This window comes from Streptomyces sp. NPDC007872, from assembly GCF_042868165.1.
Classification (GTDB): domain Bacteria; phylum Actinomycetota; class Actinomycetes; order Streptomycetales; family Streptomycetaceae; genus Streptomyces.
Genome location: NZ_JBIAEA010000003.1, coordinates 830,641 through 856,319, shown reverse-complemented (window position 1 = coordinate 856,319; position 25,679 = coordinate 830,641). Strand labels below are relative to the sequence as shown.

The window sequence follows — 25,679 nt, the reverse complement described above, 5'->3', positions numbered from 1 at the left end:
CACGCGGCCCCCGCTACTGGTCGATCTTGTCGTCGACCAGCTTCTTGACGTTCTCCCAGGCCTTGGCCGGGTCGGTGCCGCGCTGCTCGATGTCGAGGATGCCGTTGTCGGTGAGGAAGGTCTTCACCTGGCCGTCGTAGCGGCTGATGCTGGCGGGCGTGATCCCGGCCGCGGCGCTGGAGAAGATCTTGCCGACCGGGGTGTCGCCGAAGTACGGCAGCTTCGCCTCCTGGACGGCGACCGAGGTGAGCGTGTCCTTGGACGAGGGGATGTTGCCGTTGACCGCGAACACCTTGGCGTGCTGCGCCGGGGCGGTCAGCCAGGCGGCCAGCTCGGCCGCCTCCTTGACGTGCTTCCCGGACTTCGGCACGGCGAGGAAGGCCCCGCCCCAGTTGCCGGCCACCGGCGGCGCGGCGATGTCCCACTTGCCCTGGTTGGCCGGTCCGGCCTGGTCCTTGATGATGCCGGTCATCCAGCTCGGGCAGGCGACGGTGGCGAACTTCGCGTTCTTGAAGGCCGCGTTCCAGGTGCCCTTCTCGTCGAACTGGCGCAGTTTGGCGGTGAGTCCGCCCTGCGCCGCCGCGACGGCGGTGTCCCAGGCCTTCTTCACGCCGGGGCTGTTCTCCCAGTCGAGCTTGCCGCTCGCGTCGGCGTACTGCACCGGGTCGCTGGAGACGACCGCGTTGAAGAGGCCGCTCGCCGAGTCGTGGAAGGCGGTGCCCGCGGGCGCGTTCTTCCGGTAGGTCTTCCCGACCTCCAGGAACTTGGACCAGTCGCCGGCCCACAGCTTCCCGACGGCGTCGCGGTCGGTGGGCAGCTTGGCCTTGGCGAAGAGGTCCTTGTTGTAGCAGACGGCCATGGGGCCGATGTCGGTGCCGAGGCCGATTACCCGGCCGTCGGCGGTGGTGGCCTGCTTGACCTTCCAGTCGAGGAAGGCGTCGAGCTTCGCACCGCCCTCCTTGCCCAGGTCGACCCACTTGTCCGCCATGGTCGGGCCGGTCGCCTCGGCGATGTAGCCGACCTCGACCGCCTGGACGTCCGCGAGGCCGCTGTTGCGGGAGAGGCGCAGCTTCAGCGTGTCCCAGTACTTCTGCCCGTCGGCGACGTTCGACTCCTCGATCTTGATGCCGGGGTGGGCCTTCTCGTACTCGGCGTAGAGCTTGGCGCCGGTCTTGTCGTCGTAGCCGAAGGAACCGAAGGTCCCGACCCGCAGCGTGATCGTGCCGCCGCTCTCGGCGCCGTCGTCACCGTCGCTGCCGCAGCCGGTGAGCAGGGTCGTGCCGGTCACGGCGACGGCGACCGCCGCGATCGCCGTGCGGCGCCCGCGTCTGCTGCTGGAAGTGCGCATTCCACTCTCCTCGTCCAAGGTGGTGCTCGTTGTGCGCCAAGGGGCCCGGCCGGCTGAACGCGGCTCGGCGGCGGCCGGCCCGGACCCGTCGCGGGGTGTGCGCCCCGTCTATGGGAGCGCTCCCACGTCGTTGCCGGAAGGTTGCTGCCTGCCGGGTGCGGGTGTCAAGAGATGAACGCGGATTCGTTACGGGAAGGTTTTCCGGGGGTTTCGCGCCCTCCCGGCGCCCCGGCCCGACCGCCCGTCACGTCATCTCCTGAACGCGCCTCATGGTGCGGAGGGCTCCGGATGATCTAATGTGGGAGCGCTCCCATCCTGCTGGGGGCCGAACGGACCACCCGTACGTCCTCCGAGGGGAGCCACCGAAGTCGTGAACGGACGGCAGAACGGCAGACCCACCCTGGAACAGGTCGCGGCCAGGGCCGGGGTCGGCCGGGGCACGGTCTCCCGGGTCATCAACGGCTCCCCCCGGGTCAGCGAACGGACCAGGACGGCCGTCGCCAGAGCCGTCGCGGAGCTCGGCTACGTGCCCAACCAGGCCGCCCGCGCCCTGGCCGGCAGCCGCACCGACGCGATCGCGCTCGTCATCCCCGAGGCCGAGGCCCGGCTCTTCGCGGAGCCGTACTTCCTCGACCTCATCCGCGGCGTCAGCGCCGAACTGGCCGAATCCGAGAAGCAGTTGCTGCTCACCCTGGTCCGCACCGAACAGGAGCGGCAGCGCTTCGAGCAGTACCTCGCGGCCCAGCGCGTCGACGGCGTGCTGCTCGCCTCCGTCCACGGCGACGACCCCCTGCCCGACCGGATCGGGGAACTGGGCCTGCCGGTCGTCATGAACGGACGCCGCACGGAGGCCGAACCCGTGCCGTACGTGGACTCGGACAACATCGGGGCGGGGCGGGCGGCCGTCGCCCACCTGGTGGCGCGCGGCCGGAGCCGGATCGCGACCGTCACCGGGCCGCTCGACATGTACGTGGCGCGCGCCCGGCTCGGCGGCTACCGGGCGGGCCTCACGGAGGCCGGACTCGCGCCCGACGAGGAGCTGGTCTCGGCGGGCGACTTCACCGAGGAGGGCGGCCGGCGGGCCATGCGGCTGCTGCTCGACCGCAGGCCGGACCTGGACGCGGTCTTCGCCGCCTCCGACGTGATGGCGGCCGGCGCGCGCGGGGCCCTGCGGGAGGCGGGCCGCCGGGTGCCCGAGGACGTCGCCCTCGTCGGGGTCGACGACTCGCCGGTGGCACGGCTCATGGACCCGCCGCTGACCAGCGTGCGCCAGCCGACCGAGGAGATGGGCCGGACGATGGCGCGGATGCTGATAGGAGAGATCACGGAAGGCGCGGAGGCCCCGGGGGGCCCGGGGGCGGATCGCGCGGGGAGCCGCCGCCGTGTGCTGCCGACGGAACTGGTCGTGCGCGAGTCGTCCTAGGCGAAGGGGAGCCCCCGCGAACCCGGGGACCGGACCGCGGGGGCTCCCGCACGGGGCGTTACAGCGCCGGGTGGGCGTTCTTCAGGAGCTCCTGGAACTGCGCCGGGAACCACCGGCCCGAGACCGGGGCGTCCGGCAGCGCGCCCGACATGCTGTTCCCGTTGCGGGCGTTGCCCGTGTACGTCGGGTCGCACATGCGGTCGAAGCCCTTGCCCTCGTCGTTCGGGATCTCCTTGCTGGCGCCGTCGGACTCACCCGGGGGCTTCATCCAGACGTAGGCGTCGATGCCCGCGGCGGGCGCCGCCTGCGGCCGTTCGCCGAGGCCCGCGCCGGACTGGTTGCACCAGTTGCCGAGGTGGATGCGCCGGTCGTAGCGCCCTCCGTTCACGTACGTGTCGACGCTGTTCGTCGGACCCGCGGTGGTGGGCCGGGCGGCGCCGCCCCAGCCGTTGCGGGAGGTGTCGATCAGCATGCCGAGGTTCGCGTCGAAGCCGAGGGACACCAGCTTGGCGCGCATGGCCTGGGCGTACGACAGCTCATCGGCGTAGCGGTTCCAGTCGACCCACTTCGACTGGCGGACGGAGACGCCGTTCACGCTGTCGTCGATCCGGAAGTGGTCCTCCTTCAGGGCGCTGTAGTTGGCGGTGTTGACGATGAATCCGTGCACGTTGGCGACCGTGGAGCCCTCGGCCGTGGCGGCCTGCTTGAACAGTTCGGCGGAGGCGCCGAAGTTGTCGTCCCAGCCCAGCCAGCCGTGGTGGCCGGCGTCCACGTAGTTGTAGACGTTGGCGATCGAGCCCAGCTTCTTGAGCGCGTAGCCGACGCCGGTGACGTAGTTGCCGTTGGCCTTCATGACGTCGCAGTTCGGGGTGGCGGTCGGGCGACCGCTGACGTTGGTGACCAGGTTGGGCAGCGAGTCGATCTCGACGGTGGTGACGATCCGCAGGCCCGCGTACTTCTGGTCCGCGAGGACCGCGGCGATGGGATCGATGTACTCGGTCTTGTAGCGGCCGATCTCCGTCGGGCCCAGCTCGCCGTTGGAGGCGAGTGCCGCGCAGTCGCGGCCGGGCAGGTTGTAGATCACGAGCTGGACGACGAGCTCGTCGGAACCCTTCTGCCTCAGGGCCTCGTCGAGGTGGGCGCGCAGGCCCATGGAGGTCGGGGAGCCGTTGATCGCGGCGATCCGGTCCAGCCAGACGCCGGTGGGCTGGTTCGACACCTTGGTGCCGCCCGGCTCGGCGGCGGCCTTCGCGGACCACTCGGGGTTCACGTACGCCTTGGCGCCGGCGTAGGGGTTGTCGGCCCTGGACCCGGGGGGAGGGGTGGTGGGCGGGGTCGTCGGGGGAGTGGTGGGCGGGTCCGTGGGCGGATTGGTCGTGTTGCAGGTGACCCCGTTGAGCTTGAAGGACGTCGGCACCGCGTTCGTGCCGCTGTACGAGCCGTTGAAGCCGAAGGACGCCGATCCACCAGTGGCCAGTGCCCCGTTGTAGGAGAGGCTCTTCGCGGTGACGGCGGTGCCGGACTGGGTGAGGGTGGCGTTCCAGCCCTGTGCGACCCGCTGGTTGCCGGCGTAGACCCACTCGACGGTCCACGAGTCCACGCGGTCACCGGTGTTGGTGACGGTCACGTCGGTGCCGAAGCCGGTGTTCCACTGGTTGGTGATCCGGTAGTCGACCTTGCAGCCGGGGGAGGCGGCGCCTGCGGTGGCGGCGCCGAGGGCGGTGGCGGTGGCGCCGGTGGCCGTGATGAGGCCGAGCGCCGCCAGGAGGGCGGTGCGGCTGGTGCGACGGGTGCGGCTCATGCGAATGGGGGTTCCTTTCGACTGGGAAGGGGTGATCACCTGAAGGGGTGATCAGGGGGAGAGGGCGCGCAGACGGTCGCGCAGCCCGATGCCGAACGCGGTGGGGGTGCCGTCGTACGCGCTGATCAGGGCGGGTCCGGAACCGCAGTCCCAGGTGTTCCAGGTCCAGCCCAGATAGGACAGGCCGCGGTCGTCGAACCACTTCATGACGCGGTCGACGAAGGCGTGTCCGCAGGTGTTCTCACCGATCTCACCCGCGAGCAGGGGCACTCGTGCGGCCACGGGCGCGAGGGTGTCGTTCCAGCACGTCTCGGTGGAGCAGGAGTTGAAGTTGTAGACGTGCCAGGCGGCGGCCAGATTGCCCGCCGGGTCCGTGGGGGCGTGCGCGAGCCACTGGCTCAGGTCGTTGGAGTACGCGATGCCCGGCACGAGGGCGAGGTTCTTCGCCCCCGTGGCGCGGACGGCGTCCACCAGGTCCTGCATGCCGGCGACCTCGTAGCCGATGCCGGGGCAGGTGCCGCCGTCGCGCCAGCAGGACCAGGCCTGCGCCGCTGTGGGGGTCGCCCGGTCGGGATAGGGCTCGTTGAACAGGTCGAAGACGATCCGCCGGTCGTGCTTGAAGGTGTTCGCGACCGAGGTCCAGAACGCCGGGGTGTACCGGGCGCCGGGCATCGGCTTCTGACAGGAGGCGTGCACGTCGGAGCAGCCCGCCGAGTTGCCCGTGTACCGGCCGTGGGTCCAGTGCAGTTCGACGACCGGGGTCATGCCGTGGGCGAGGACCCGGGTCACCAGTTCCCCGACGGCGGCGACGTAGTGCGCGCCCCGGTACTCGGGCTTGACGTTGTCGAGGCCGAGCCAGCACTCCTCGTTGAGCGGAATGCGGACCGCGTTGGCCTTCCAGTCGGCGATGGCCCCGATCGACGCGTCGTCGACCGGACCGTCGAAGAAGCCGTGCCCCTGGACGCACATGAACTCGCCGCCGGAGCGGTTGACGCCGAGGAGTCGGCGGACGGCGCCGTTCTGGTCGACCAACTCGTTCCCGACGACGCCGAGCTCGGGGGCGCCGGAGGCAGGGATCGGCGGAGGGGAGGTCGGATCGGTGGGCGTGGGCGTGGGTACGGGGGCGCCGTTCGTCTCGCAGGGAACCCCGTTGAGGGCGAACGCGGCGGGGGCGGTGTTGGTCCCCGACCAGGAGGCGACGAAGCCGCCCGTCACCTTCGCTCCCGTGGCGAGCGAGCCGTTCCAGCTCTCGTTCACCACCGTCACGTCGGCACCGGACTGGGACCACTTGCCGCCCCAGCCCCGGCCGACCACCTGGCCGGCCGGGAAGGAAAAGCCGAGGCTCCATCCGTTCAGCGGGGCGGCGCCGTTGGTGAGGGTGACGGCGCCCCGGTAGCCGCCGGCCCACTGGCCGACGACCGTGTACTCCACCGTGCAGACGGGTGCGACCACGGCTCCGGAGGCCGTACCCGTGAGGGTGAGAGCGGTGCTCGCCGTCATGAGCGCCGCTCCTGCGAGCAGCCCGGACGGACGCGACGGACGTGAGGGGCGTAACGAACGTAAGGGACGTAAGGGATGTCGCATGAGCGAGTCCTCGCAGCGAGAGCACGCCTCGACGGCGTGCCGACCGGATGGAACCGCTCCCACTGGGTCCGGCAGACCGTAGCGCCAACGGCCGCCAAGGAAAAGAGGGGCGAGGCGAATTGTTCGTCGACCGCCTTCGAGTCTTCGCATGTCTTGACGCTTACACGTCACGACTGCACAGTGGGAGCGCTCCCACTGGTTCAAGAACTGTTCCCTCGAGAAGGCCGCCCTTCGGTCCGCCCTCCCCTTCGAGCCCCAAGGAGGACCATCCGCATGCAGCGCCCCCCGCCCCCGCACCGGATCACGAGAACGGGCACGGACGCGGGTGCGCCCCTCCCCGCCGGGGACCTCGCGGTGGCGACGACCGGGGAACCCGGGTCCCCGGCCCGTCGCCCGACCCTCAGGAGGGCCGTACGGCGCTGTAGGGTCCGCACGTCCCGTGCCGAAGGGGCGCGGAACGCCTCCCCGGTACGTACCGCGTCACCCCGGCGGGCCGACCGCGCTCCGGTGCGCTTCGGCCCGGTACCACCGACCCGCCGGAGGGGAGGACCCCGGGCGTCCCGCGTGGAGACTTCGGGGGAACTCCCGGATCGGCCACCATGGAGCCATGAGCCACGGATTCGAAACCCGCACCCTGGACGTCACCACCGGATCGTCGGAGACGGTCCACGACCTGACCCGGGAGTGCGCCTCCTTCCTGGCGGAGGTGGCACAGGGCCGCGACGGCCTCCTCAACGTCTTCGCGCCCCACGCGACCACGGGGATCGCGCTGATCGAGACGGGAGCGGGCAGCGACGACGACCTCCTCTCGGCCCTCCACCGCCTCCTCCCCGCCGACGAACGCTGGCAGCACCGCCACGGAAGCCCGGGCCACGGCCGCGACCACGTCCTCCCGGCCCTCGTCCCCCCGCACGCGACCCTCCCGGTCGTCGACGGCGAACTGGCCCTGGGAACCTGGCAGTCGGTGTGCCTGGTGGACACCAATGTCGACAACGCCGAGCGTCAGGTGCGGTTGAGCTTCCTCGGATAGTCCGGAACCGGCCGTGACCGCGAGGGCTCGCCCCCGGCGCACGCGGTGAGGGGCCCGGCGTCCTGCCCGTCCGCGGGCCGGGTCCCGTCGTTCCGGCTCCGCGCCCCGCGCACCGGCCACCACATCCCCCGGCCCAGCAGGGCCGCGGCCGCCGGGACGAGCAGGAGCGACAGGACGAAGGAGGACAGGAGGATGCCCAGGGCCGTGGCGAAACCCAGTTGGCGGGTGGGGGCGTCCGCGTTCACCGCGAGGCTGCCGAAGGAGGCCGCGAGGACCACACCGGCCGTGGCGACGGCCGGCGCCGTGTGCCGTACCGCGCGGGCCACGGCGGCACGGGCCGGGCCCCCGCCGGCCATCTCCTCACGCAGGCGGTCACTGACGAGGATGTTGTAGTCGGTGCCCAGTGCCACGACGAACAGGAACAGCACCAACGGCAGGACGAAGTTCACCCCCGGCGCGCCGCCGATGTGCTGGAAGACCAGGGCGGAGGCGCCGAACGTCGCCGCGAAGCACAGCCCGACCGAGAGCATCAGCACCACCGGGGCCGCCAGGCTGCGCAGCAGCACCACCAGGATCAACGCGATCAGTGCCGCGGCCACCGGGAACACCGTCCGGAGGTCCCGGTCGACCGCAGTCGCCACGTCGGCGAACACGGCGGCGGTGCCGCCCACATGTGTGGTGGTACCGGCCGGTGTCGCTTCCCGCACTGCCTGGCGCACCGGTCCCGCCACGAGATCCCTGGCGCGCTGGGACCGGGCGTCCGCCGTCAGATAGACGTCCAGCCGGGCGGCATCGCGGTCCGTGTCGAGTACGGGAACGGCCACCTCGCCCACTCCCGGCACCCCGGACAGGGCCCGGCGCAGGAAGTCCAGCCCGGTGGGGTCCAGGGTCCGGCCGTCGTCGGCGGTGACGTACACCGTCGTCGGGTCGGACACCCCCGCCGGCAGGGCGTCGGCGATCTCCCGCGCCGTCGCGGCGGCCGCCGTGTCGCGCGGGGTGCTGCCGGTGCCGAAGTCCATGCGGACGCCCGCCGTGCCGGCCGCGAGCGCGCCGAGGAGGGCGACCGACACCACGAGCACCAGCAGCGGACGACGCGCCACCAGCTCCCCGGTACGGGAGGCCGGACCGGTCCGCTCGGTCTTCGAGACGATCCGCGAGGGCCAGAACATCTTCCGGCCGGCCACCGCCAGCAACGCTGGCATCAGGGTCAGGCTCGCCACCAGCATCACCAGTACCGACACCGCCACCGAGGGGCCGAGCACCCGGAACTGGCCGAACGTCGCCGCGCCGAGCGTCGCGAAGGCCGCCACGATCGTCAGCGCCGCCGAGGTCACCGCCGTGCCCACCCGTCCGGCCACGTCCGCCGCCACCAGACGGTGGTGCTCCTCCGGGCGGCGTCGCAGCTCCTCCCGGAAACGGAACAGCAGGAAGAGGAAGTAGTCCACGCCGATGCCGATCAACACGGTGCCGATCATGCTCGGGGTGCCCGGATCCAGTTCGAGACCGGTCAGGAGGGCGGCTCCCACGACCGTGCCGGTGGCGGCGCCGCCCACCACGGACACCGCGAACAGGGGAACGAACGCGGCCAGGACGCTGCGGAACGCCAACGCGTTGATCAGCACGATCAGTACGACCATCACGAGCCCGACCACCGTCTGCGTGGTCCTCTCCGCGTCCGCGCGGTCCACCACGTCCGCCAGGCCGCCGGTGAACCCGGTGCGCAGCCCGGCCTCGCCGAACTCCCGCTCGGCCCGGTCGTGCAGGGCCCGGTACACGGAGTGCATGCCGGGGTCGGTGGAGTTGCCCCGCAGCCGTGCGCCGAGCAGCGCGAACGACCCGTCCGGGGCGGTCGTCACCAGTGCCACGCGGGGGACCTGGGAATAGTCCTCGGAGATCCCCCGTACCTGTTCGTCCGTCCACGGCATCTCCACGCGCGTGGCGCTCAGCTCGCGCGCCACACCCTCCACGCGCTTCCTGTCCGCGTCCTCCAGCGGCCCGCCGTCGCGCCGCGCCACCAGCACCGTCACCGTGTCGGCGTCGGGCTCCGCGCCGAACTCCTCCCGGGCGATCCGCAGCGCCGCGGCCGCGTCGTACTCCGGAGGCAGGAAACCGGCGCTGTCGGTGTGGGTCACGCGGAAGACGAGAGCCTGGCCCATCAGCGCCACGAAGACGCCGACCACCGCCCACACGACGATCACCCGCCATGGTCTGCGGGTCGAGAAACCGGTCAGGGCACGAATCACGGGAGTCCTCCGGGAAGGGTACGGGCGAGGGGGCCGCGGGACCGTGGACGTCCGGGGCGGCGCCCGGTGCCGGGGCGTTCCGGCACGTGTCCAGCACATCAGCGGCGCACGGCCCGCACCTCGGAGCCGCGAACGAGAAACCCGCTGGGAGTACGGGCCCGCACCGTCCGGTCGCTGGGAGCCTGCTCCCAGCCGCGGCTCCCTCCCGGTTCCGACGCCACGGCCCCGGCGCACCGGCACCATGGGAGACTCGCAGGACGAACCGCAGGTCATCGGAGCCTGCGGCGGCTCCGGGGGGAAGCACGGACGCGCAGGGGGCGGAGATGGAACGGCGCGCGGACGAAACGCGCCCCGGTCGGACGCGGGGCCGGGCGAGCGCGTTCGGCGCCGGGCTTCCGGACGACACGACCGGGACGTTCTCCGGCGGTGCCGGTGAGGGAAGCCGACGTGGAGCGCCGGGGCCGTGGAGCCGGGACGACGGACTCGTCGCCGTCGGCTCCGCGGCCGTCGACCTCGTGGGCTTCACCGTCACCAGCCAGATGGACCGGGGCCACGTACCGGTGGCCGGGTGTCTGATCGTGGTCGCCGCCTCGCTTTTCCTCCTGGCACGCCGACGCGCGCCCCTGTGCGTCCTCGCGTGCGTGCTCGGGGTGAACCTGTTGCTCACCTGGTTCAGCTCCGTGGGCCAGCACTACGGGGCGGCCACCGTCGTCGCCCTCTACACCGCCGTGCGGCACCACAGCGCCGCGGTCGGCGCGGCGGCCGTCACCGGCTGTGTCGCGGTGCTCCAGTTCGTCCGCCCGGGGCTGCCCGCGCCCTCCTTGGTGGAGTTCGTCCCCAACGTCGTGTCCGCGCTGTTCGTGGTCGGCGCCGCCGTAGTGGTCGGCCGCTGGCAGCGCAACGCCGAGGCCCGGCGGCGGCTGCTCGCCGAGCGGGCCGTCTCCGACGAACGGCGCCGCATCGCCCGGGAACTGCACGACATCGTCGCCCACCACCTGACCACGATGCACCTGCTCGCCGGAGGCGCCCGGGCCAACCTGGACCGGGCGCCGGAGGCAGCCCGCGAGGCGCTCGTCACCCTGGAGGGCTCCGGCCGCACCGCCCTGCGCGAGATGCGCCACCTCCTCGACGTGCTGCGGGCCGGCGACGAGGACGACGGCGGCGAGACGACCGTGCCGCAGCCGGGCATCGGCGACCTCGACCGCATCGTCGGGGACAGCCGTCGCGCGGGCCTTCCCACCACCCTCACCACGGACGGTGACCCGCGGTCGCTTCCGCCCGGCGTCGCCCTCACCGTCTTCCGCATCGTCCAAGAGGCGCTCACCAACGCCCTCAGGCACGCGGGCGAGGGTGCGCACGTCGACGTGCGGCTCGCCTTCGCCGTCCACGAGGTACGGGTCGCCGTCACCGACGACGGTCCGCGTCCGGGCCGTCCCGTCGCACGCGGCTCGGGCCACGGACTCATGGGGATGCGTGAACGCGTCGCCCTCCACGGCGGCACCCTGCGGGCCGGACCGGAGGGCGCGGGGTTCGCCGTCCGCGCCCGGCTGCCCCTGCCCACCGACCGTCAGGAGACGTACGCGTGAGCGCGACCGTGAAGGTCCTCATCGCGGACGACCAGCCGCTCGTCCGCCGCGGCCTCGCCCTGATGCTCGCTCCCGAACCCGGTTTCCAGGTCGTGGCCGAGGCCGCGGACGGCGCCGAGGCGGTCCGCCTCGCCCACGAGCACCGACCCGACGTGGTGGTCATGGACATCCGGATGCCGGTGCTGGACGGCATCGCGGCCACCGAGCGGCTCACCTCCGAACTGCCGGACTGCCGGGTCCTGGCCCTGAGCACCTTCGACATGGACGAACACGTCGTGGGTGCCCTGAGGGCCGGGGCGTGCGGCTTCCTGCCCAAGGACATCTCGCCCGAGGACCTCGTCGCCGCCCTGCGCGTGGTTCGCGACGGCGAGGCGATCCTCGCCCCGAGACTCCTGACCCGGCTCATCTCCAGGCACGTCACGGCCCCGGACCGCCGGGCGGTGCCCCCGGCACCCCCCGGCGCCGAAGGGCTCACGCCGCGGGAGCGGGAGGTGTGGCGGCTGATCGCCGTCGGCTCGGACAACGTGGAGATAGCCGACCGGCTCGGTCTGAGCGCCTCCACCGTGAAGAACCACATCACCGCCCTCTTCGCCAAGCTACGGGTCCGCGACCGGGCCCAGGCGGTCATCGCCGCCTACGAGACGGGCCTGGTGACGGCACGACGGGAGACGTGAGCCGCCGGACGGGAGGGAACGAAGGCCCGCACGCGCGCGACGCCGAGCCGGGCCGTACGGCCGGCGGCGCCGCGCTCGTTCGCGTCGCCGCCGCGAGCGCCGCGTACGCCGGGGCCCGGCGGTCGTGGTCAGGCGACCTCCATGTGCAGACGCACGACCAGGCCGGAGGCGGAGGCGCGCATCTCCACCAGGTCGCAGAGCTGGTGCATCATCCACACGCCCCGGCCGCCCGCCGCGGAGTAGGGGTCGGGACGGCGGCGGCCGATGAGGGGATCGGGCATCCGGCCGCGGTCACGCGTTTCGGCGATCAGGGTGTCGGCCGTGCGCCACAGGCGCAGGGTGCCCTTCCCCCCGCCGTGGCGCACCGAGTTGGTGACCGCCTCGCTGACGGCCAGCAGCCAGTCGGTGCGGCGGAGCGGCGACATGTCCGCCGCCTCGGACCAGCGCCCCGCGGCGTCCCGCGCCTTCGCGAGGTCCTGCTCGCCGAAGTGCAGGACGACGGCGTCCTCGGGTTCGGGCAGCGGGGTGTCGCAGTCCCGGCAGACCTCGTGGGGGTCCGTGTGCGCGGGGCTGGGCCGGTAGTCGTCGGTGCCCGCGAGGACGGGATGGGTCCGGTGCGCCTGGGCCAGGACCCGTTCGGGCAGCGCGGTCTCGTAGGGGCACAGGACGGTGGCGTCGCTGCGGGCGAAGGCGATGTTCATCAGCGCCTCGTGACGGGTGGCCTCCCTGGCCTCCGCGGAGGTGCGGCCCACCCAGATCGTCTCGCCCACGATGAACGGACGCCCGGTGGCGTTGCGGGCGGCGAAGTCCTGCAGCATCGACAGGATCCGCCCGGGGTTGCGGCCGGCCTGCCGCATGTCGGTCCAGACGACGTCCGGGTGGTCGGTTCCCAGGCCGTCCCGGAGCAGGCGCAGACGCTCGCCGGGCACGGCGGCCAGGACCGGACGGCCCTGGGCGGCGGCGGCACGGACGGCGCCGCCGACGCCGCTCAGGTACTCCTCCTCCGTGGCGTAGAAGAGGACGGGGTGGTCGAAGGCCGCGACGGGGTCCGTGTCGGACGGCGGACGCGTGAACGTCGTCATCGGCCGGTCACCTCCAGACTGTGACCGAGTTCGGGGAAGATCTCCAGCAGGCGTGTCAGCGAGGGCGGTGCTCCGAGGAGCCGGACGGGCGTCCCGGCAGGCCGTCGCGCCGCCGCACGGGCGATGTCGGCCAGCGCCGCGACGTCGAGGTGGTCGAGGCGCGTGAGGTCCAGGTCCACCCGCGGTGCGGGGGAGCCGGCCACGGCGCCCGCGACGCCGGCGGTGACGTGGCGGTTCTCGTACCCCGCCGTTCCCACCAGCCGCAGGCCGGGGCGGTCGGGCAGGGGAGCGACCAGCAGGCCGGGCGTACGGGGGGACGTCCCGGTGGCCCCCATGCGCGTCAGGTGCGCTCCGAGCAGGACGTCGAGGACGTCCGGGGGCATCAGGCGCCGGTCGTAGAAGCACCACGCCGTCAGGGGGAGGCGGGCGAAGACCTCGTGGTGGATGCGCAGCTCGTACTCGAGCAGGCGCTCGGCGCCGGCCACGTCGCGCGCTCCCCAGGACATCTCCCCGATGGCCCGCAGCCCCGCGTACCCGTCCGTCACGGCCGACGCGACGGCTTCGTGCCATAGGCCGACCATCGCGTCGGGATCGAAGCACGGTCCCGCCAGATAGGTCTCGGCGGCGGTCGTCACCGTGAGCTGACCGCGCCGCACGGCGGAGACGGCGTCGACGCCGTGCCGGGTGAGGGTGCGCATCACCAGGTCGGGCGCGGTGACGTCCGCGAAGTACTGCACCTGCTCGTCGCGCCGCAGTCCCGCACGGACGAAGGCGACCAGCCGCTCGGCCCACTCGGCGTCACTGGAGAACACCACGCTCGAGTGCCCGTCCGCCGCGGTTCGCGCGCCCGCGGTGGCGGATGCGTCACGCATGGGTCCCCTTTCGCCTCTGCCGGTGCGGCCGAATGGGTGCACCGTTCCAGAGGGGCACCTTACAAGCCGTGGCGAGTGCCGCCGTCGGCGCGTGGTGCCGGCGGACGTCTCCCCGCCCCGGCCGCCGACGAACGGGGAAGATGGGGGCAGGGCCGACGGGACGTTCCGGTCGGATCCGGAGGGAGCGGTGAACCAGTGGAGCAGCAGTGGCTGTCGCGGCGGACGCGGGAGGCCGAAGGGGCCGCGGAAGGGGGCTTCGACCTCACGGAGTGCGTGCGCGAGCCGATCCATCTGCTCGGCGGCGTGCAGTCCTGCGGTTCGCTGGTGGCGGTGGACCCGGAGACGGGCGTGATCGAGGTCGCCGCGCGCAACACGGGGACCCTGCTGGGCGTGGAGGCGGTGGACCTGGTCGGCGGGCCGGTGACGCGTCTGGTGCCGGCCGAGGCCTTCGAGGAGGCGGTGCGGGCGGCCGGGGAGGAGGGCGGGGTGCCGGCCGCGCTCGACCTCCCGGACGACGCGACGGTCCCGGACCGGCGGCTCGACGTGTCCGCCCACCGCCGGGACGGGCTGCTGATCATGGAGTTCGAGCCGCGGGGCGCCGCCGACGCCGGGGCGCGCGGGTTCTACCAGGGGGTGCGCCGGGCACTGGCCCGGCTGCGGTCCGCCGGGGACGTGGAGGACTGCTGCCGGGTGGCGGTCCGCGAGGTGCGGACGCTGACCGGGTTCGACCGGGTGGTCGCCTACCGCTTCGACGGCGAGGACGGTCCGGGCGAGGTGGTCGCCGAGGACGTCCGGGAGGACTGGGAGCCCTGGCTGGGGCTCTGGTTCCCGGCGACCGACATCCCCCCGCAGGCCCGGCGGCTGTACCGGGAGAACTGGATCCGGGTGATCGGGGACGTGGACGACGTCTCCGTCGGCCTGCACCCGCCCGTGCGGGAGGCCACCGGCGCCCCCCTGGACCTGTCGCAGGCCGCGCTGCGCACCGTCTCCGGCTTCCACCTGGAGTACCTGCGCAACATCGGCGTGCGCTCCTCCATGTCGGTGTCGGTGCTGCGCGAGGGGCGGCTGTGGGGGCTGATCGCCTGCCACGGTGCGGAGCCCGCGCGGATCACCCCGGAGGTGCGCTCGGCGTGCGAGATGTTCGGCGCCGCGTTCTCGTTGCAGATGTCCGCGATCGAGGAGCGCGAGCGCGCGGACGCGCTCGTGGGGTCCACCGCGCGGGCCGCGGCGGTGGCCGAGGTGCTCGGGGACGGACGCCTCGGGGAGGACCTCGGCGCCGGCGGCGGTCCGCTGACGGACCTGCTGGACGCGGACGGGGTGGTGCTCCGGCGGGCCGAGCACACCCTGGGCGCGGGTGAGCCGTTCGCGCCCGGCCTGCTGCGGGCGCTGGAGGCGCGGGCGCGCACGCTGACGCCGGGCGTGGTGTGGTGCACCGACCGCCTCGCGGAGGAGCGGGAGGAACGGGAGGAGGACGGGCCGGAAGGAGGGGCGGAGGCGGCCGGTCCGGGAGGAGGCGTGGAAACGGCAGCCCCGGGAGGAGGGGCGGAGGCGGCCGGCGGAGGACCGGCGGGGGTGCTGATGGTGCCGCTGTCCGGCTCGGGGGAGTACATCGCCTGGCGCCGCCCGGAGCGGCCGATGCCGCGGCAGTGGGCGGCCGACCCCTCGACGCCGGTACGGGTCGGGCCGCGCGGCGAGCGGCTGACGCCGCGCGGCTCGGGGGCCGTCTTCCGGGCCGTCGTGCGCGGTCGCAGCCTGCCCTGGACCGTCGGGGACCGGGTGGCGGCCAGGGAACTGTGGCGGCTGCTGACCGCCCTGGTCCTGCGGCACGCCGAGGTCCTGGACGCGGTCAACGAGGAGTTGCGGATGCGCAACGTCGATCTCGACTCCTTCGCCCACGCCGCCGCCCACGACCTCAAGGAGCCGCTGCGCGGCATCTCGAACGCGGCGACGTTCGCCATGGAGGACGCGGGGGACGGGCTCGACGCGGTCACGCTGCGGCGGCTGCGGACCATGCAGCGGCTCGCCGGACGCATGGACGAGCTGCTCAACTCGCTGCTGCACTACGCCCGGCTGGGCCGCGCCGGCCTGCGGGTGCGCGAGGTGGAGCTCGGCGACGCCCTGGACGCGGCCCTGGAGGTGGCCGGGCCCCGGCTGGCCGAGCAGCGGGTGGAGGTGGTCCGCGGGACGCTGCCGCGGGTGTGGGCGGACGCCGACCGCCTGGACGAGATCCTGGTCAACCTGCTGGTCAACGCCGCCAAGTACGCCCGGCTGGACGGGGAGCGCCGGGTCGAGGTCACCGTGGAGCGCCGCCCGGTCCCGCCCGCCGGCGACGGCGCGGGCGCGCCCACCGGACCGGAGCGGGTCGTCGTCGTCCGGGACAACGGGATCGGCATCCCGGCGGAGCGGCACGCCGACGTCTTCGACCTGTTCCGCCGTCTCCACGGGCCGACCGAGCACGGCGGGGGGACGGGGGTGGGGCTGGCCCTGGTCAAGCGGATCGTCGAGCGGCACGGGGGCCGCATCTGGCTGGAGGCCGTCCCCGGCGGAGGGACGGCGTTCTACTTCACGCTCGGGGCGTCCGCGCCGGACCCGGCCTGACGCCAGTAGTCGACGGCGCCCTTCAGCACGGTCTGGAAGAGCGTGAAGTTGACCGGCTTGTAGACGTAGCTGTCCGCTCCCGCCGCGTAGCAGGCGTCGACCTCGGCGGGGGCGGTGGAGGAGGTGAAGACCACCACCGTCACCGCGTCCAGCTCCGGCCGGGAACGGATCCGCTCCAGCACCGCCTGTCCGCCCGTCCCGGGCATGTTGAGGTCCAGCAGGATCAGACCGGGGAGGTCCTCGCGGGAGAGCAGCGCCTCCACCAGGCCCTCCCCGCGGTCGGCGAACTCCAGCGCCAGGTCGGGATGGGTGCGGCGCAGCGCGCGCTCGATCGCCTCGGCGTCCTCCGGACTGTCCTCCACGACCAGGATCCGGTCGGGGGTCGTGGGCCGTGCGTCCGTCGCCTCCGGCACCCGGTTCATCGTGCGTCCTCCACGCGTTCCTCAGTCACCCGGGCGATCAGCACCGCGGTGTCGTCGTCGCCCAGGGCACGGAAGGCGGCCGCGCGGGCGATCAGCCCGGCGGCACCGCTCCCGTCGCGGCAGCACTCCCGTACCGCCTCGGGCAGCATGCTCTCGAACATCGTCCCGTCCGCCGAGCGGGCCTCCGTCAGCCCGTCGGTGAACATCACCAGCGCGTCGCCCGGCTCCAGCACGGCCCTCCCCGGTTCGTACAGGGCGTCCGGTACGACTCCCAGCAGCAGTCCGGAGGCCCGGACCTCGTCGATCCGCCCGTCCGCGCGGCGGATCAGCGGACGCGGGTGCCCGGCCGAGGCCGCCTCGACGGCGTACCCGTCGCCGTCCGGCACGAGGACGCCGACGAACGCGGTGACGAACCGCGCGCTCTGCCGCTGCGCGGTCAGCACGCTGTTGAGGCGGCGCAGCGCCTCACCGGGCGGCACCTTGTCCTCCAGCAGGACGCGCAGGGTGTGCCGGGCCAGGCCGGTCAGCGCCGCGGCCTCGGCGCCCCGGCCGCACACGTCCCCGACGAAGAGGGCCAGCGCGCCGTCCCGGCGCACCACGGCGTCGTAGAAGTCGCCGCCCACCTCCAGGGAGTCGTCGGCCACCTCGTAGGCCGCGGTCAGCTCGGCTCCGGGCCAGTCGGGCAGCGCGTCCGGCAGCAGGTGCCGCTGGAGCTGCTCGGTGTTGCGGCGGCGCTGTTCGTAGGCGGTGGTGGTGTCGATGGCCAGTGCCGCCCGGCCGGCCAGGTCGTCCAGCACCCGCAGGTCGACGATCTCGCGCTCGGGGCGGTGGTAGACGAACGTCAGCGTGCCCAGCAGCTTCCCCCGGGCCCGCAGCGGGCTGATGCTCACGGCCCGCACGTTCCGGCCCGGTCCTTCGCCGTGCGGCCCGAACGGGGACGCCTTCAGGGACTCGCCCGCGATCAGGGTGCCGTGCGGCCGGTCCGCCGCGGCTCGCAGGGCCTCGTCCAGCCACGGGTCGTCCGCGGCCACGCCGCGCAGCCAGGGCTGCACGGCCGCCGCCACGTGCACGGTGGCGACCGGCGACAGCCCGCCGTCCGGCCGGCGCAGGTGCACCACGCAGGCCTCCGCGACCGCCGGTACGGCGAGCCGGGCGATGCGCTCCAGCGTCTCCGGCGCGTCGAGGGTGGCGTCCATCTGGAGGGACGCCTCGGCCAAGAACGCCTCTTCGACCCGACGGCGTTCCGCGGCCCTGTGCTCCAGCACCCTCCGGTTGCCGGCCACCAGGACCTCGCTCACCTGGAGCAGCCGCGTCGGCAGGGAGGGACCGGCATCCTGTCGGCGGCTCAGCCCCAGCGAGAAGGACGCCCAGTCGCCGCCCCCGAGCGAGAAGCGGGCCTCCAGGGCCCACCGCGCCCCCGCCTCGGCCAGCAGCGCCGCCTCGGGAGCGAACTCCTCGTCGGCCGCGGTGAGGTCGTGCTCGTACAGCCGCACCGGCGCGCGGCCCCCGGCGCCCTCTCCGTCCTCGGCGGGCGGCCGGGAGGACACGGTCCGCACACTGCCGGGGCGAGGGGTCGTGGTGGCCGCCGTCGCGGCGCCGTCGGCCGTCAGCCGCCGGACGTACCGCAGGTCGCGGCCGTCCCACCTGCTTCCTGCGACGGCGACCACGGCCCGCTCCGCCAGCATCAGGGCGTAGATGTGCCGGGCCATGTCCGTGATGTCCTCGGCGTCCTGCGCGGCTTGCCACATGCGGTGCAGACCGGCGGACCAGCTCTCGGGGTCCACGCCGGTCGCACCCTCGACTCGCCCCACGGTCTCCTCGTTCGCGTTCGCCGTACTGGTCGGGGCTCACGCCCGCCGTCCGGGACCGGATCTCGGGGACTCCGGACGGGCGGCACGTCCCAGCGTACGTCGTCGCCGCGCCCCGGGCGGAAGCCGGGCGGCCGCGCGACTCCGCGGTGGTCCCGGCGCCGCCGCCCGGCCGGGGGAGGGCCGGTTCCGCCCGTCCCGTCAGGACGGGCCGGGCAGCGGTGCGTCCAGGGCGGGCACCGGACGCGGGGTGCCGTCGGCGTCCACGGCGACGAAGGTCAGGAAGGCGGTGGCGACCTCGGTGGCGGGGCCGGTGCTGTTCCAGCGCTCGGAGGTCACGCGGACTCCGACCGTCATCGACGTCCGCCCGGCGCGCTCGAGCCCCGCCTCGACGCTGAGCAGGTCCCCGGCCCGTACGGGGGCGAGGAAGGTCATCCGGTCGACGGAGACGGTGACGGCCGGGCCGTCGGCGTGCCGCCCGGCGGCCGCCGCCGCGGCGTCGTCGATGAGCTTCATCATCACGCCGCCGTGGATGGTGCCGTAGAGGTTGGTGTCGTGCTCGCTCATGATGTGGGCGAGAACCACCCGGGAGTCGTCCGGCGTCTTGGCGGGACGGGGGGCGGGGGCAGGGCTGATGACGGTGGGATCGGCCACGTCAACTCTCCTTCGCGAGTCGCGGCAGGGCTGTTCCGCGCGCACGGGGTGGGGCGCGCGGGCAGCGGGCAGGTCTTCGGACTCGCGGGCACGTCGCGCTGTACGCGACTCCTACTGGCCGTCGCTTCCCAGACCCTTCCCGGGCCCAGTGCGTATGACGGCGGTCGTTCCCACTCACCGCTGCGGGGCAGTCCCGGATTCCCACCGGGTTCCCTCTTACGACGCGTCCCGCCTGGCGGACGGGGCGAACCAGCTACGCGACCAGCCTACGCGGCACTCCACGGAGCGCGGACACTCGTGTGCGAGAGGCCGCCTCCGGAGCATCCCGGCCTTCCGCCGCGGGCCTCGTCCGCCGCCGGGAGGCACGCGCCGTGGGGAGCGGGGCCGGGGCCGTCACCCGGGCGGTGTGTGCTCAGCCGTTGAACCGGTCGGGGTCCGGGCCGGTGCGCTCGTCGCGGTTCAGCGCGGAGATCTCGCCCATGTCGCCCTCCGTGAGCTCGAAGTCGAAGAGGTCGAAGTTCTCCGCCATGCGCTCCGGGGACGACGACTTGGGGAAGACGACGTCCCCGCGCTGCAGGTGCCAGCGCAGGGTCACCTGTGCCGTCGACTTGCCGAGCCGGTCCGCGATGCCCTGGATCACCGGGTCGCCGAGCACCTTGCCCTGGGCGATCGGCGACCACGCCTCCGTGGCGATCCCGTGCTCGGAGCCGAAGGCCCGTACGACGTCCTGGGTGAGGTACGGGTGCGCTTCGACCTGGTTGACGGCCGGCACCACCACGCTGTCCTCGAGGAGCCGGCGCAGGTGCGACGGCTGGAAGTTCGACACCCCGATCGCCCTGGCCCGCCCGGAGCGGTAGATCTCCTCCATCGCCTTCCAGGTCTCCACGAAGTCGCCCCGGCCGGGCAGGGGCCAGTGGACGAGGAAGAGGTCCAGACGGTCCAGGCCCAGCTCCTCCATCGTTCCGTCGAAGGCCTTGAGCGCGTCGTCGTACGCGTGGGCGTCGTTGTTCAGCTTGCTGGTCACGAAGACGTCGCCGCGGTCGAGGCCCGAGTCCCGGACCGCCTGGCCGACCTGCTTCTCGTTGCCGTACATCTGCGCCGTGTCGATGTGGCGGTACCCGGCCTCCAGGGCCGCCAGGGTCTTCTCGCGCGTCTCCTCCGGCGGGATCTGGAAGGTGCCGAAGCCCAACTGGGGGATCCGTACGCCGTTGTTGAGGGTGAGCTCCGGTACTGCGGACACCGTGTGTCTCCTTGTTCGTCGGGGTTCGTAGGGGGTTCGTCGGGGTTCGTCGGGGTTCGTCGGGCGTTCGTCGAGTGCTCTTCGGTGTGCGACGAGGGGCGCCGTACGGCACCGGCCGGTCTTCCTCCGGCATCGGTGCCGACTCGGTTCAGCCGGCGATGCCGCCCAGCTCCGCGTCGGGGGGCAGGACGCGCACCAGCTTGCGGTTGACGAACTCCCGCATGCCGAGTGCGGAGAGCTCGCGTCCGTAACCGGAACGCTTGATGCCGCCGAAGGGCAGGTCGGGCCGCGTGGAGGTCGGGTGGTTGACCCAGACCATGCCGGTCTCCACCCGCTCGGCGACCCGGCGGCCGCGTTCCACGTCCGCGCAGAAGACGGAACCGCCCAGACCGTACTGGCTGTCGTTGGCGAGGGCGACCGCCTCGTCCTCGTCGGCCACCCGGTGGATCACGGCGGCGGGACCGAAGAGCTCCTCCGCGTAGGCGCGCATCCCGGGCTTGACGCCGGTGAGGATCGTCGGTTCGACGAAGGCGCCCGGACGGTCGATCCGGCGGCCGCCGGTGACGAGCTCGGCCCCCTGCTCCACCGTCTCGCCGATCTGTTCGACCAGGCCGACGGCCGCCTGCTCCGACGAGAGGGGGCCCAGGGTGGTCGCCTCGTCCGCCGGGTCGCCGGGCACCAGCGCCTCGAACGCGCGGCGCATTCCCCCGACGAAGTCGTCGTAGACCTCGTCGAGGACGATGAACCGCTTCGACGCCACGCAGCTCTGTCCGGTGTTCGCCATCCGGCCGGCCACCGCGGCGCCGATCGTGCGCTCCAGGTTCTCGCCGTCCAGGACGATGAAGGCGTCGCTGCCGCCCAGTTCCAGCAGGCTCGGCTTCATGTTGCGTCCGGCCCGCTCGGCGACCTGGGCACCCGCCCGCTCGCTGCCTGTCAGCGACACTCCCCGGACGACCGGGCTGTCGATGACGCGCGAGATCTCGTCGTGGCTCACGAACAGGTTGGTGTACGTGCCCGGGGGAGCCCCCGCGTCGCGGAACACCGTCTCCAGGGCCAGCGCGGACTGCGGACAGATCCCGGCGTGCTTGACGAGGACGGTGTTGCCGAGGACCAGGTTCGGGCCGGCGAAGCGCACCACCTGGTAGTACGGGAAGTTCCACGGCATCACGCCGAGGAGGACGCCGAGCGGCTCGTCGACGAGGTACGCCTCTCCCTCCTCGACGTCCAGGGGCTCGTTCGCCGCGAAGCCGGGCCCGTGCTCGGCGTAGTACGACAGGATCGAGGCCGCGAGGTCCACCTCGCCGCGGGCCTCCGCGATCAGCTTGCCCATCTCCTCGGTGAGGAGCCGGGCCAGCGGCTCCCTGCGCTCCCGCATCAGCCCGGCCGCCCGCCCGAGCACCGCGGCCCGATCCGCGATCGGCCGCCTCCGCCACGCCTCAAAGGCGTGACCTGCGGTTTCGAGGACGGAGTCGACCTCCTCGCCTTCGATCACCGGGAACTCCGCGAGGGTCTCCCCGGTGTACGGGCTGACAGTGGCGAACGGGCTCTTGCGCTGCTCCGACATGGAAGCTCCAGTACGGGCGGGTCGGGACACGGGACACGGAAGATGGGGAACGCGACGGTCCATGCGGAATGCCGCGTTCCTTCACTTCCGCCCTGCTACCCGACAAGGGGAGCAGAAAACAATGTAAAACGGATTAAAGGCTCTTTTTCTCGTGGTGGGGCCCATAGGGCCGCGCGGCTCTTCCCGCCCGCTCCGTCACGGCGTGTTCGTGAAGGCGCGGCGGTAGGCGCGGGGCGGCACTCCCCGGCGGCGTACGAACTGTTCGCGCAGGACGGTCGCGCTTCCGTAGCCGACGCGGCGGGCGATCTCCTCGACCGGCAGGTCCGTGGTCTCCAGGAGCCCCTCGGCGCCGCTCAGGCGCGGGCTCCGCACCCAGGCGTGCGGGGTGGTGCCGGTCGCGGCGGCGAAGCGGCGGGCGAAGGACCGTTTGCTCATCAGGGCGCGCCGGGCCAGTTCCGCGACCGGAAGCGGCTGGTGGAGGTTCTCGCGGGCCCGCGCGAGGACCTCGGCGAGGCGTTCGTCGCGGCAGTCCTCGGGGGCGGGGCGGCCAGGTACTGCGCCTGCCCGCCGTCGCGGTGGGAGGGCAGCACCACGTCCCGGGCGACGGCGTTGGCCATCGCGGCCCCGTGCTCCCGCCTCAGCAGGTGAAGGCAGAGGTCGAAGGGGCTACGAACTCACCCCGTCGCTGCGGCTGATCCGCACTCCGGGCCACAGTCCCGAGGACATCACGCTGCTGGCGGGCACGGAGTCGGGCGTGGTCGCCTTCGCCGGTGACCTGTGGTGGCACGCGAACGGCCCGGCGGACGATCCCGTGGCTCCCGACCGCGAGGTGCTGCGCGCCTCCCGGCTCCGGGTGCCGGCCGCCGCGGACCTGATCGTCCCCGGCCACGGCGGCCCGTTCGGGGCCGACGACACCGTGCCGCGCTGAGAACCGCCCGTACGCGCCGCGGAGTCGCGGTCGAACCGGTGCGGCGGCGCGCGAACCGGGGCGGGCGACGGCGTCCCCGTACCGCGGGCCGCGCACCTCACCCCTCCGGCGTCGTTCTGCCGCCGGAGTCCGGTCGCCGGACGAACCGGGCCTGGTCCGCGAGGAACCCGCCGGTGTAGAGCCGGCGGGGGGCGAGGACGGCGGTCAGCGTCAGGCGCAGGTCCGAGTTCTCCACCTCGTGGTCGACCAGGGAGTGCGTGGCGTTCGGATAGCGCGCCACCGTCAGGGAGGACGCCGGCAGGACCTCGCGGTAGACGGCTTCGGTCTCGCCGACGTCCACGTTGACGTCGTGACCGGCCAGCACCAGGAGCAGCGGTGTACCGGCCATGGCCCGCAGGTCGGCGGTCGCGTCCGACCGGTGGTTCCTGGCGACGAACGCCCACCGGGCCTCCGTCATGCCCTCCGCGTCGCCGAGTGCGGCCCGGTACGCGGCGAAGGAGGCCCTCCTCCCGAGCAGGGCCAGGGTGACCTCGCGGCGCCGCAGCGCCGCCTCCCTCTCCCGGTCGCTCGCGCCGTCCCGGTCCAGTTCGGCGAGGAGGTTGTAGCGGCCCTGCCGCAGCCAGTTGACGGCCGGGGAGACGGCGATGACGAACCGCAGCCGCCGGTCCCGCGCGGCGACCTTGGGCAGCACCCAGCCGGCCTGGCTCGCTCCCCACAGGCCGATGCGGCGGCCGTCGACGTCCGGCCTGCCGCGGGCCCACCTCACGGCGGCCAGCGTCTCCTCGGCCCGGTCCTCCATGCTCTGGTCCAGCCAGTCGCCCTCCGATCCCCCGACACCGGGTTTGTCGAACGACAGCGACGCGTATCCGGCGCGGGCGAAGGACTCCCACAACGGCCGGTAGAACGTCTCGTGCGTCGCGTCGACCGGCCCGTCGCCGTGGACGAACACCACCAGCCCGAAGGGGCCGGGACCCCGGTCGGGCCGGGCCAGCACCCCTTGGAGCAGCCTTCCCCCGTGCCGCAGCGACACCTTCTCCTCGCGCAGCGCGTAGGTGTTCTGCCACACCACCCCGGTGAGCCCCGCGGCCGCCACCAGGACGCACGCCATCACCCACGCCGTCCAGCGCCACCCGCGCCGTTTCGGCATCCGGAATCCCATGAACACACATCCTCCCCAAGAGCGTTCACCTTGATAACGATCGTTGCTAGCATGAACGTATGAGAGGCGATCGCACAAGGCGATCCCCTGGCGGGAGGAGCGGCATGGAGGCGACGGAGCGGGAAGGACCGGCGGTGGAAAACGGAGGGGTGGTGGTGCGCCGGGGCGTTCCCGGCGGCGCCGAAGAACGGGTGGCGGCCCTCTACTGGGAGGCGTTCGGCCGCAAGCTGGCCCCCGCGCTCGGCCCGCCCGGGAAGGGGCGCGCGTTCATCGCCGCCCACCTCGACCACGACCGGGGCATCGTCGCGCTCGCCGGCGGCCGGGTGGTCGGTGTGGCGGGCCACCGGCTCGGCGGCCGGGCGCTGACCGGCGGCGGCGCGAGGGACGTCGTGGCCGCCTACGGAGTCTTCCGCGGCCTGCCCCGACTGGCGGTCCTCGCCCTGTTCGAACGGGCCCCCGCCGCCGGTGAACTCGTCATGGACGGGATCGCCGTCGACGCGGCGTACCGGGGGCGGGGCATCGGCGGCCTCCTCCTCACGGAGACGGCGGCCCTCGCCGCCGACCACGGCTGCCACCGCATCCGTCTGGACGTCATCGACACCAACCCCCGCGCCCGGGCACTGTACGAACGGCACGGCTTCACCGGTCACCGCACCGAGCGGACCCCCTACCTGCGGGACCTGATGGGTTTCGGCGCGGTCACCACCATGCACCGCCCGGTCACCCCGGCGGACGCGACCGGCGGGCGGAAGGCGCGATGACCGACACCACCCGCCCCGGCGGCCCGACCGAGCGGCCCGAGATCCCCACCCGGCTGGTCGTCCACGCCCTGGTCCGCGAGGACGGCACCGTGGACGCCGACCAGCTCTACGCCGTCGCCGGCCTGCTCGGCATGAGCGACCAGCAGATCAGGCTCTGCGTCAAACGCCTCGTCGACGAAGGCCGGTTCACCCGGGAGGGCCGCGGCCGCAAGGCCACGCTCCGCGCCGTGGCCGACGTCACCGGATCCCTCGCGCCCGACGCCGCCCACGTCCGCCACGCCTACCGGCAGGACGCGGGCCACAGCCCCTGGGACGGCACCTGGCACCTGTTCGCCTTCGCCGTCCCCGAAGCGCGCCGCACCGCCCGCGACGCGCTGCGCGAACACCTGCTCCGCCTCGGCGCCGCATCGGTCCAGAACGGCCTGTACGTCACCGCGAACCCCGTCACCGAACTCGTCGAGGCCCACGCCCGGCACCTCGGCGTCATCGACGCCCTCACCCGTCTCACCACGACGGACCTGAGCGTCGGGGGCGTCACCGAACCCCGCGCACTGGCCGCCGCGCTGTGGCCGCTCACCGAGATCGCCCGACGGTACGACCGCCTCGCGGCCTTCGCCGAAGCCTGCCTGACCGGGCTCGCCGGAGAACCGGGCCCCTCCGGCGCCGAGCGGCTCACCACGGCCGTCGAACTCGCCGTCCACTTCACCGCGGCGATGGAGCCCGATCCCCTCCTGCCGCCGGAACTGCTGCCCCGGCCCTGGCCCGGGGCGCGCGCCCGCGGCCTGGCGGCCACCTGCTGGAACCGTCTGCGCGAAACCGGGCCCGACGAGACCAACACCCCCCGCCTGTTCGCCCTCTACTCCGACGCGGTGCGCCCGGCGGGAGGCGAGGCGTCGGCGTGA

19 protein-coding genes, 2 pseudogenes and 1 riboswitch are annotated in these 25,679 nt (G+C 73.5%); of the genes and pseudogenes, 8 read left to right on the top strand and 13 right to left on the bottom strand.

What is annotated here, in order from left to right:
• Positions 1–13: 13 nt before the first annotated feature.
• Positions 14–1,348: an ABC transporter substrate-binding protein gene (locus ACFYNX_RS14315; RefSeq protein WP_388661465.1), complete on the bottom strand. Its 1,335-nt coding sequence runs from the start codon at positions 1,346–1,348 to the stop codon at positions 14–16.
• 370 nt (positions 1,349–1,718) lie between these two features.
• Between ACFYNX_RS14315 and ACFYNX_RS14310 the strand changes: the two genes are divergently transcribed.
• Positions 1,719–2,771: a LacI family DNA-binding transcriptional regulator gene (locus tag ACFYNX_RS14310; protein WP_388661462.1), complete on the top strand. Its 1,053-nt coding sequence runs from the start codon at positions 1,719–1,721 to the stop codon at positions 2,769–2,771.
• Between the two features lie 58 nt (positions 2,772–2,829).
• On the opposite strand, the gene ACFYNX_RS14305 is transcribed toward ACFYNX_RS14310, so the two are convergent.
• Positions 2,830–4,572, bottom strand: a complete 1,743-nt coding sequence (locus tag ACFYNX_RS14305; RefSeq protein WP_388661459.1) for a glycoside hydrolase family 6 protein — start codon at positions 4,570–4,572, stop codon at positions 2,830–2,832.
• Between the two features lie 51 nt (positions 4,573–4,623).
• The gene (locus ACFYNX_RS14300) at positions 4,624–6,072 is read right to left on the bottom strand and encodes a cellulase family glycosylhydrolase (RefSeq protein WP_388661456.1); all 1,449 of its coding nucleotides are present in this window, start codon (positions 6,070–6,072) and stop codon (positions 4,624–4,626) included.
• Positions 6,073–6,763: 691 nt separating this feature from the next.
• Between ACFYNX_RS14300 and ACFYNX_RS14295 the strand changes: the two genes are divergently transcribed.
• The gene (locus ACFYNX_RS14295) at positions 6,764–7,186 is read left to right on the top strand and encodes a secondary thiamine-phosphate synthase enzyme YjbQ (RefSeq protein WP_365544237.1); all 423 of its coding nucleotides are present in this window, start codon (positions 6,764–6,766) and stop codon (positions 7,184–7,186) included.
• Here the strand turns inward: ACFYNX_RS14295 and ACFYNX_RS14290 are convergent.
• The gene (locus ACFYNX_RS14290) at positions 7,159–9,429 is read right to left on the bottom strand and encodes an MMPL family transporter (protein ID WP_388661453.1); all 2,271 of its coding nucleotides are present in this window, start codon (positions 9,427–9,429) and stop codon (positions 7,159–7,161) included. The two genes, ACFYNX_RS14295 and ACFYNX_RS14290, sit on opposite strands and share 28 nt — an antisense overlap.
• Before the next feature lie 323 nt (positions 9,430–9,752).
• On the opposite strand from ACFYNX_RS14290, the gene ACFYNX_RS14285 reads away from it, so the two are divergent.
• On the top strand, positions 9,753–11,015 hold the full coding sequence (locus ACFYNX_RS14285) for a sensor histidine kinase (protein WP_388661450.1): 1,263 nt from the start codon (positions 9,753–9,755) through the stop codon (positions 11,013–11,015).
• A complete protein-coding gene (locus ACFYNX_RS14280; RefSeq protein ID WP_365544228.1) occupies positions 11,012–11,689 on the top strand; it encodes a response regulator transcription factor in 678 nt (225 codons plus the stop codon). The genes ACFYNX_RS14285 and ACFYNX_RS14280 overlap by 4 nt, the downstream gene beginning before the upstream one ends.
• A gap of 128 nt (positions 11,690–11,817) precedes the next feature.
• Here ACFYNX_RS14280 and ACFYNX_RS14275 read toward each other — a convergent pair whose 3' ends face one another.
• Together ACFYNX_RS14275 and ACFYNX_RS14270 are read right to left on the bottom strand one after the other, a co-directional pair.
• Positions 11,818–12,771: an anti-sigma factor RsbA family regulatory protein gene (locus ACFYNX_RS14275; RefSeq protein ID WP_388661447.1), complete on the bottom strand. Its 954-nt coding sequence runs from the start codon at positions 12,769–12,771 to the stop codon at positions 11,818–11,820.
• On the bottom strand, positions 12,768–13,643 hold the full coding sequence (locus ACFYNX_RS14270) for an MEDS domain-containing protein (protein WP_388661444.1): 876 nt from the start codon (positions 13,641–13,643) through the stop codon (positions 12,768–12,770). The genes ACFYNX_RS14275 and ACFYNX_RS14270 overlap by 4 nt, the downstream gene beginning before the upstream one ends.
• A 195-nt stretch (positions 13,644–13,838) precedes the next feature.
• Here ACFYNX_RS14270 and ACFYNX_RS14265 point away from each other — a divergent pair, with 195 nt between their 5' ends.
• The gene (locus ACFYNX_RS14265) at positions 13,839–16,241 is read left to right on the top strand and encodes an ATP-binding protein (protein ID WP_388661441.1); all 2,403 of its coding nucleotides are present in this window, start codon (positions 13,839–13,841) and stop codon (positions 16,239–16,241) included.
• Here the strand turns inward: ACFYNX_RS14265 and ACFYNX_RS14260 are convergent.
• The 6 genes and pseudogenes from ACFYNX_RS14260 to ACFYNX_RS14235 form a co-directional block, all read right to left on the bottom strand.
• Positions 16,202–16,663, bottom strand: a complete 462-nt coding sequence (locus ACFYNX_RS14260; RefSeq protein WP_388661438.1) for a response regulator — start codon at positions 16,661–16,663, stop codon at positions 16,202–16,204. The genes ACFYNX_RS14265 and ACFYNX_RS14260 overlap by 40 nt on opposite strands.
• Entirely contained in the window at positions 16,660–18,474 is a 1,815-nt protein-coding gene (locus ACFYNX_RS14255; protein WP_388661435.1) for a PP2C family protein-serine/threonine phosphatase, read from the bottom strand. Before ACFYNX_RS14255 ends, ACFYNX_RS14260 begins: the two co-directional genes overlap by 4 nt.
• Before the next feature lie 198 nt (positions 18,475–18,672).
• A complete protein-coding gene (locus ACFYNX_RS14250) occupies positions 18,673–19,125 on the bottom strand; it encodes an acyl-CoA thioesterase (protein WP_388661433.1) in 453 nt (150 codons plus the stop codon).
• A gap of 49 nt (positions 19,126–19,174) precedes the next feature.
• Positions 19,175–19,394, bottom strand: a riboswitch (cobalamin riboswitch).
• Positions 19,395–19,537: 143 nt separating this feature from the next.
• A complete protein-coding gene (locus ACFYNX_RS14245) occupies positions 19,538–20,365 on the bottom strand; it encodes an aldo/keto reductase (protein WP_388661430.1) in 828 nt (275 codons plus the stop codon).
• 148 nt (positions 20,366–20,513) lie between these two features.
• A complete protein-coding gene (locus ACFYNX_RS14240; protein ID WP_365544212.1) occupies positions 20,514–21,929 on the bottom strand; it encodes an NAD-dependent succinate-semialdehyde dehydrogenase in 1,416 nt (471 codons plus the stop codon).
• Positions 21,930–22,124: 195 nt separating this feature from the next.
• A pseudogene (locus ACFYNX_RS14235) lies at positions 22,125–22,591 on the bottom strand (GlxA family transcriptional regulator); the annotation flags it as partial.
• On the opposite strand from ACFYNX_RS14235, the pseudogene ACFYNX_RS14230 reads away from it, so the two are divergent.
• A pseudogene (locus tag ACFYNX_RS14230) lies at positions 22,582–22,857 on the top strand (MBL fold metallo-hydrolase); the annotation flags it as partial. The pseudogenes ACFYNX_RS14235 and ACFYNX_RS14230 sit on opposite strands and share 10 nt — an antisense overlap.
• A gap of 97 nt (positions 22,858–22,954) precedes the next feature.
• Here ACFYNX_RS14230 and ACFYNX_RS14225 read toward each other — a convergent pair.
• Positions 22,955–24,004 carry an alpha/beta hydrolase family protein gene (locus ACFYNX_RS14225; RefSeq protein WP_388661427.1) on the bottom strand — a complete coding sequence of 350 codons (1,050 nt, stop codon included), beginning with the start codon at positions 24,002–24,004 and terminating at the stop codon, positions 22,955–22,957.
• 116 nt (positions 24,005–24,120) lie between these two features.
• On the opposite strand from ACFYNX_RS14225, the gene ACFYNX_RS14220 reads away from it, so the two are divergent.
• Together ACFYNX_RS14220 and ACFYNX_RS14215 are read left to right on the top strand one after the other, a co-directional pair.
• On the top strand, positions 24,121–24,777 hold the full coding sequence (locus tag ACFYNX_RS14220; protein ID WP_388661425.1) for a GNAT family N-acetyltransferase: 657 nt from the start codon (positions 24,121–24,123) through the stop codon (positions 24,775–24,777).
• Positions 24,774–25,679, top strand: coding sequence for a PaaX family transcriptional regulator C-terminal domain-containing protein (locus ACFYNX_RS14215; RefSeq protein WP_388661422.1), 906 nt, complete (start codon positions 24,774–24,776; stop codon positions 25,677–25,679). Before ACFYNX_RS14220 ends, ACFYNX_RS14215 begins: the two co-directional genes overlap by 4 nt.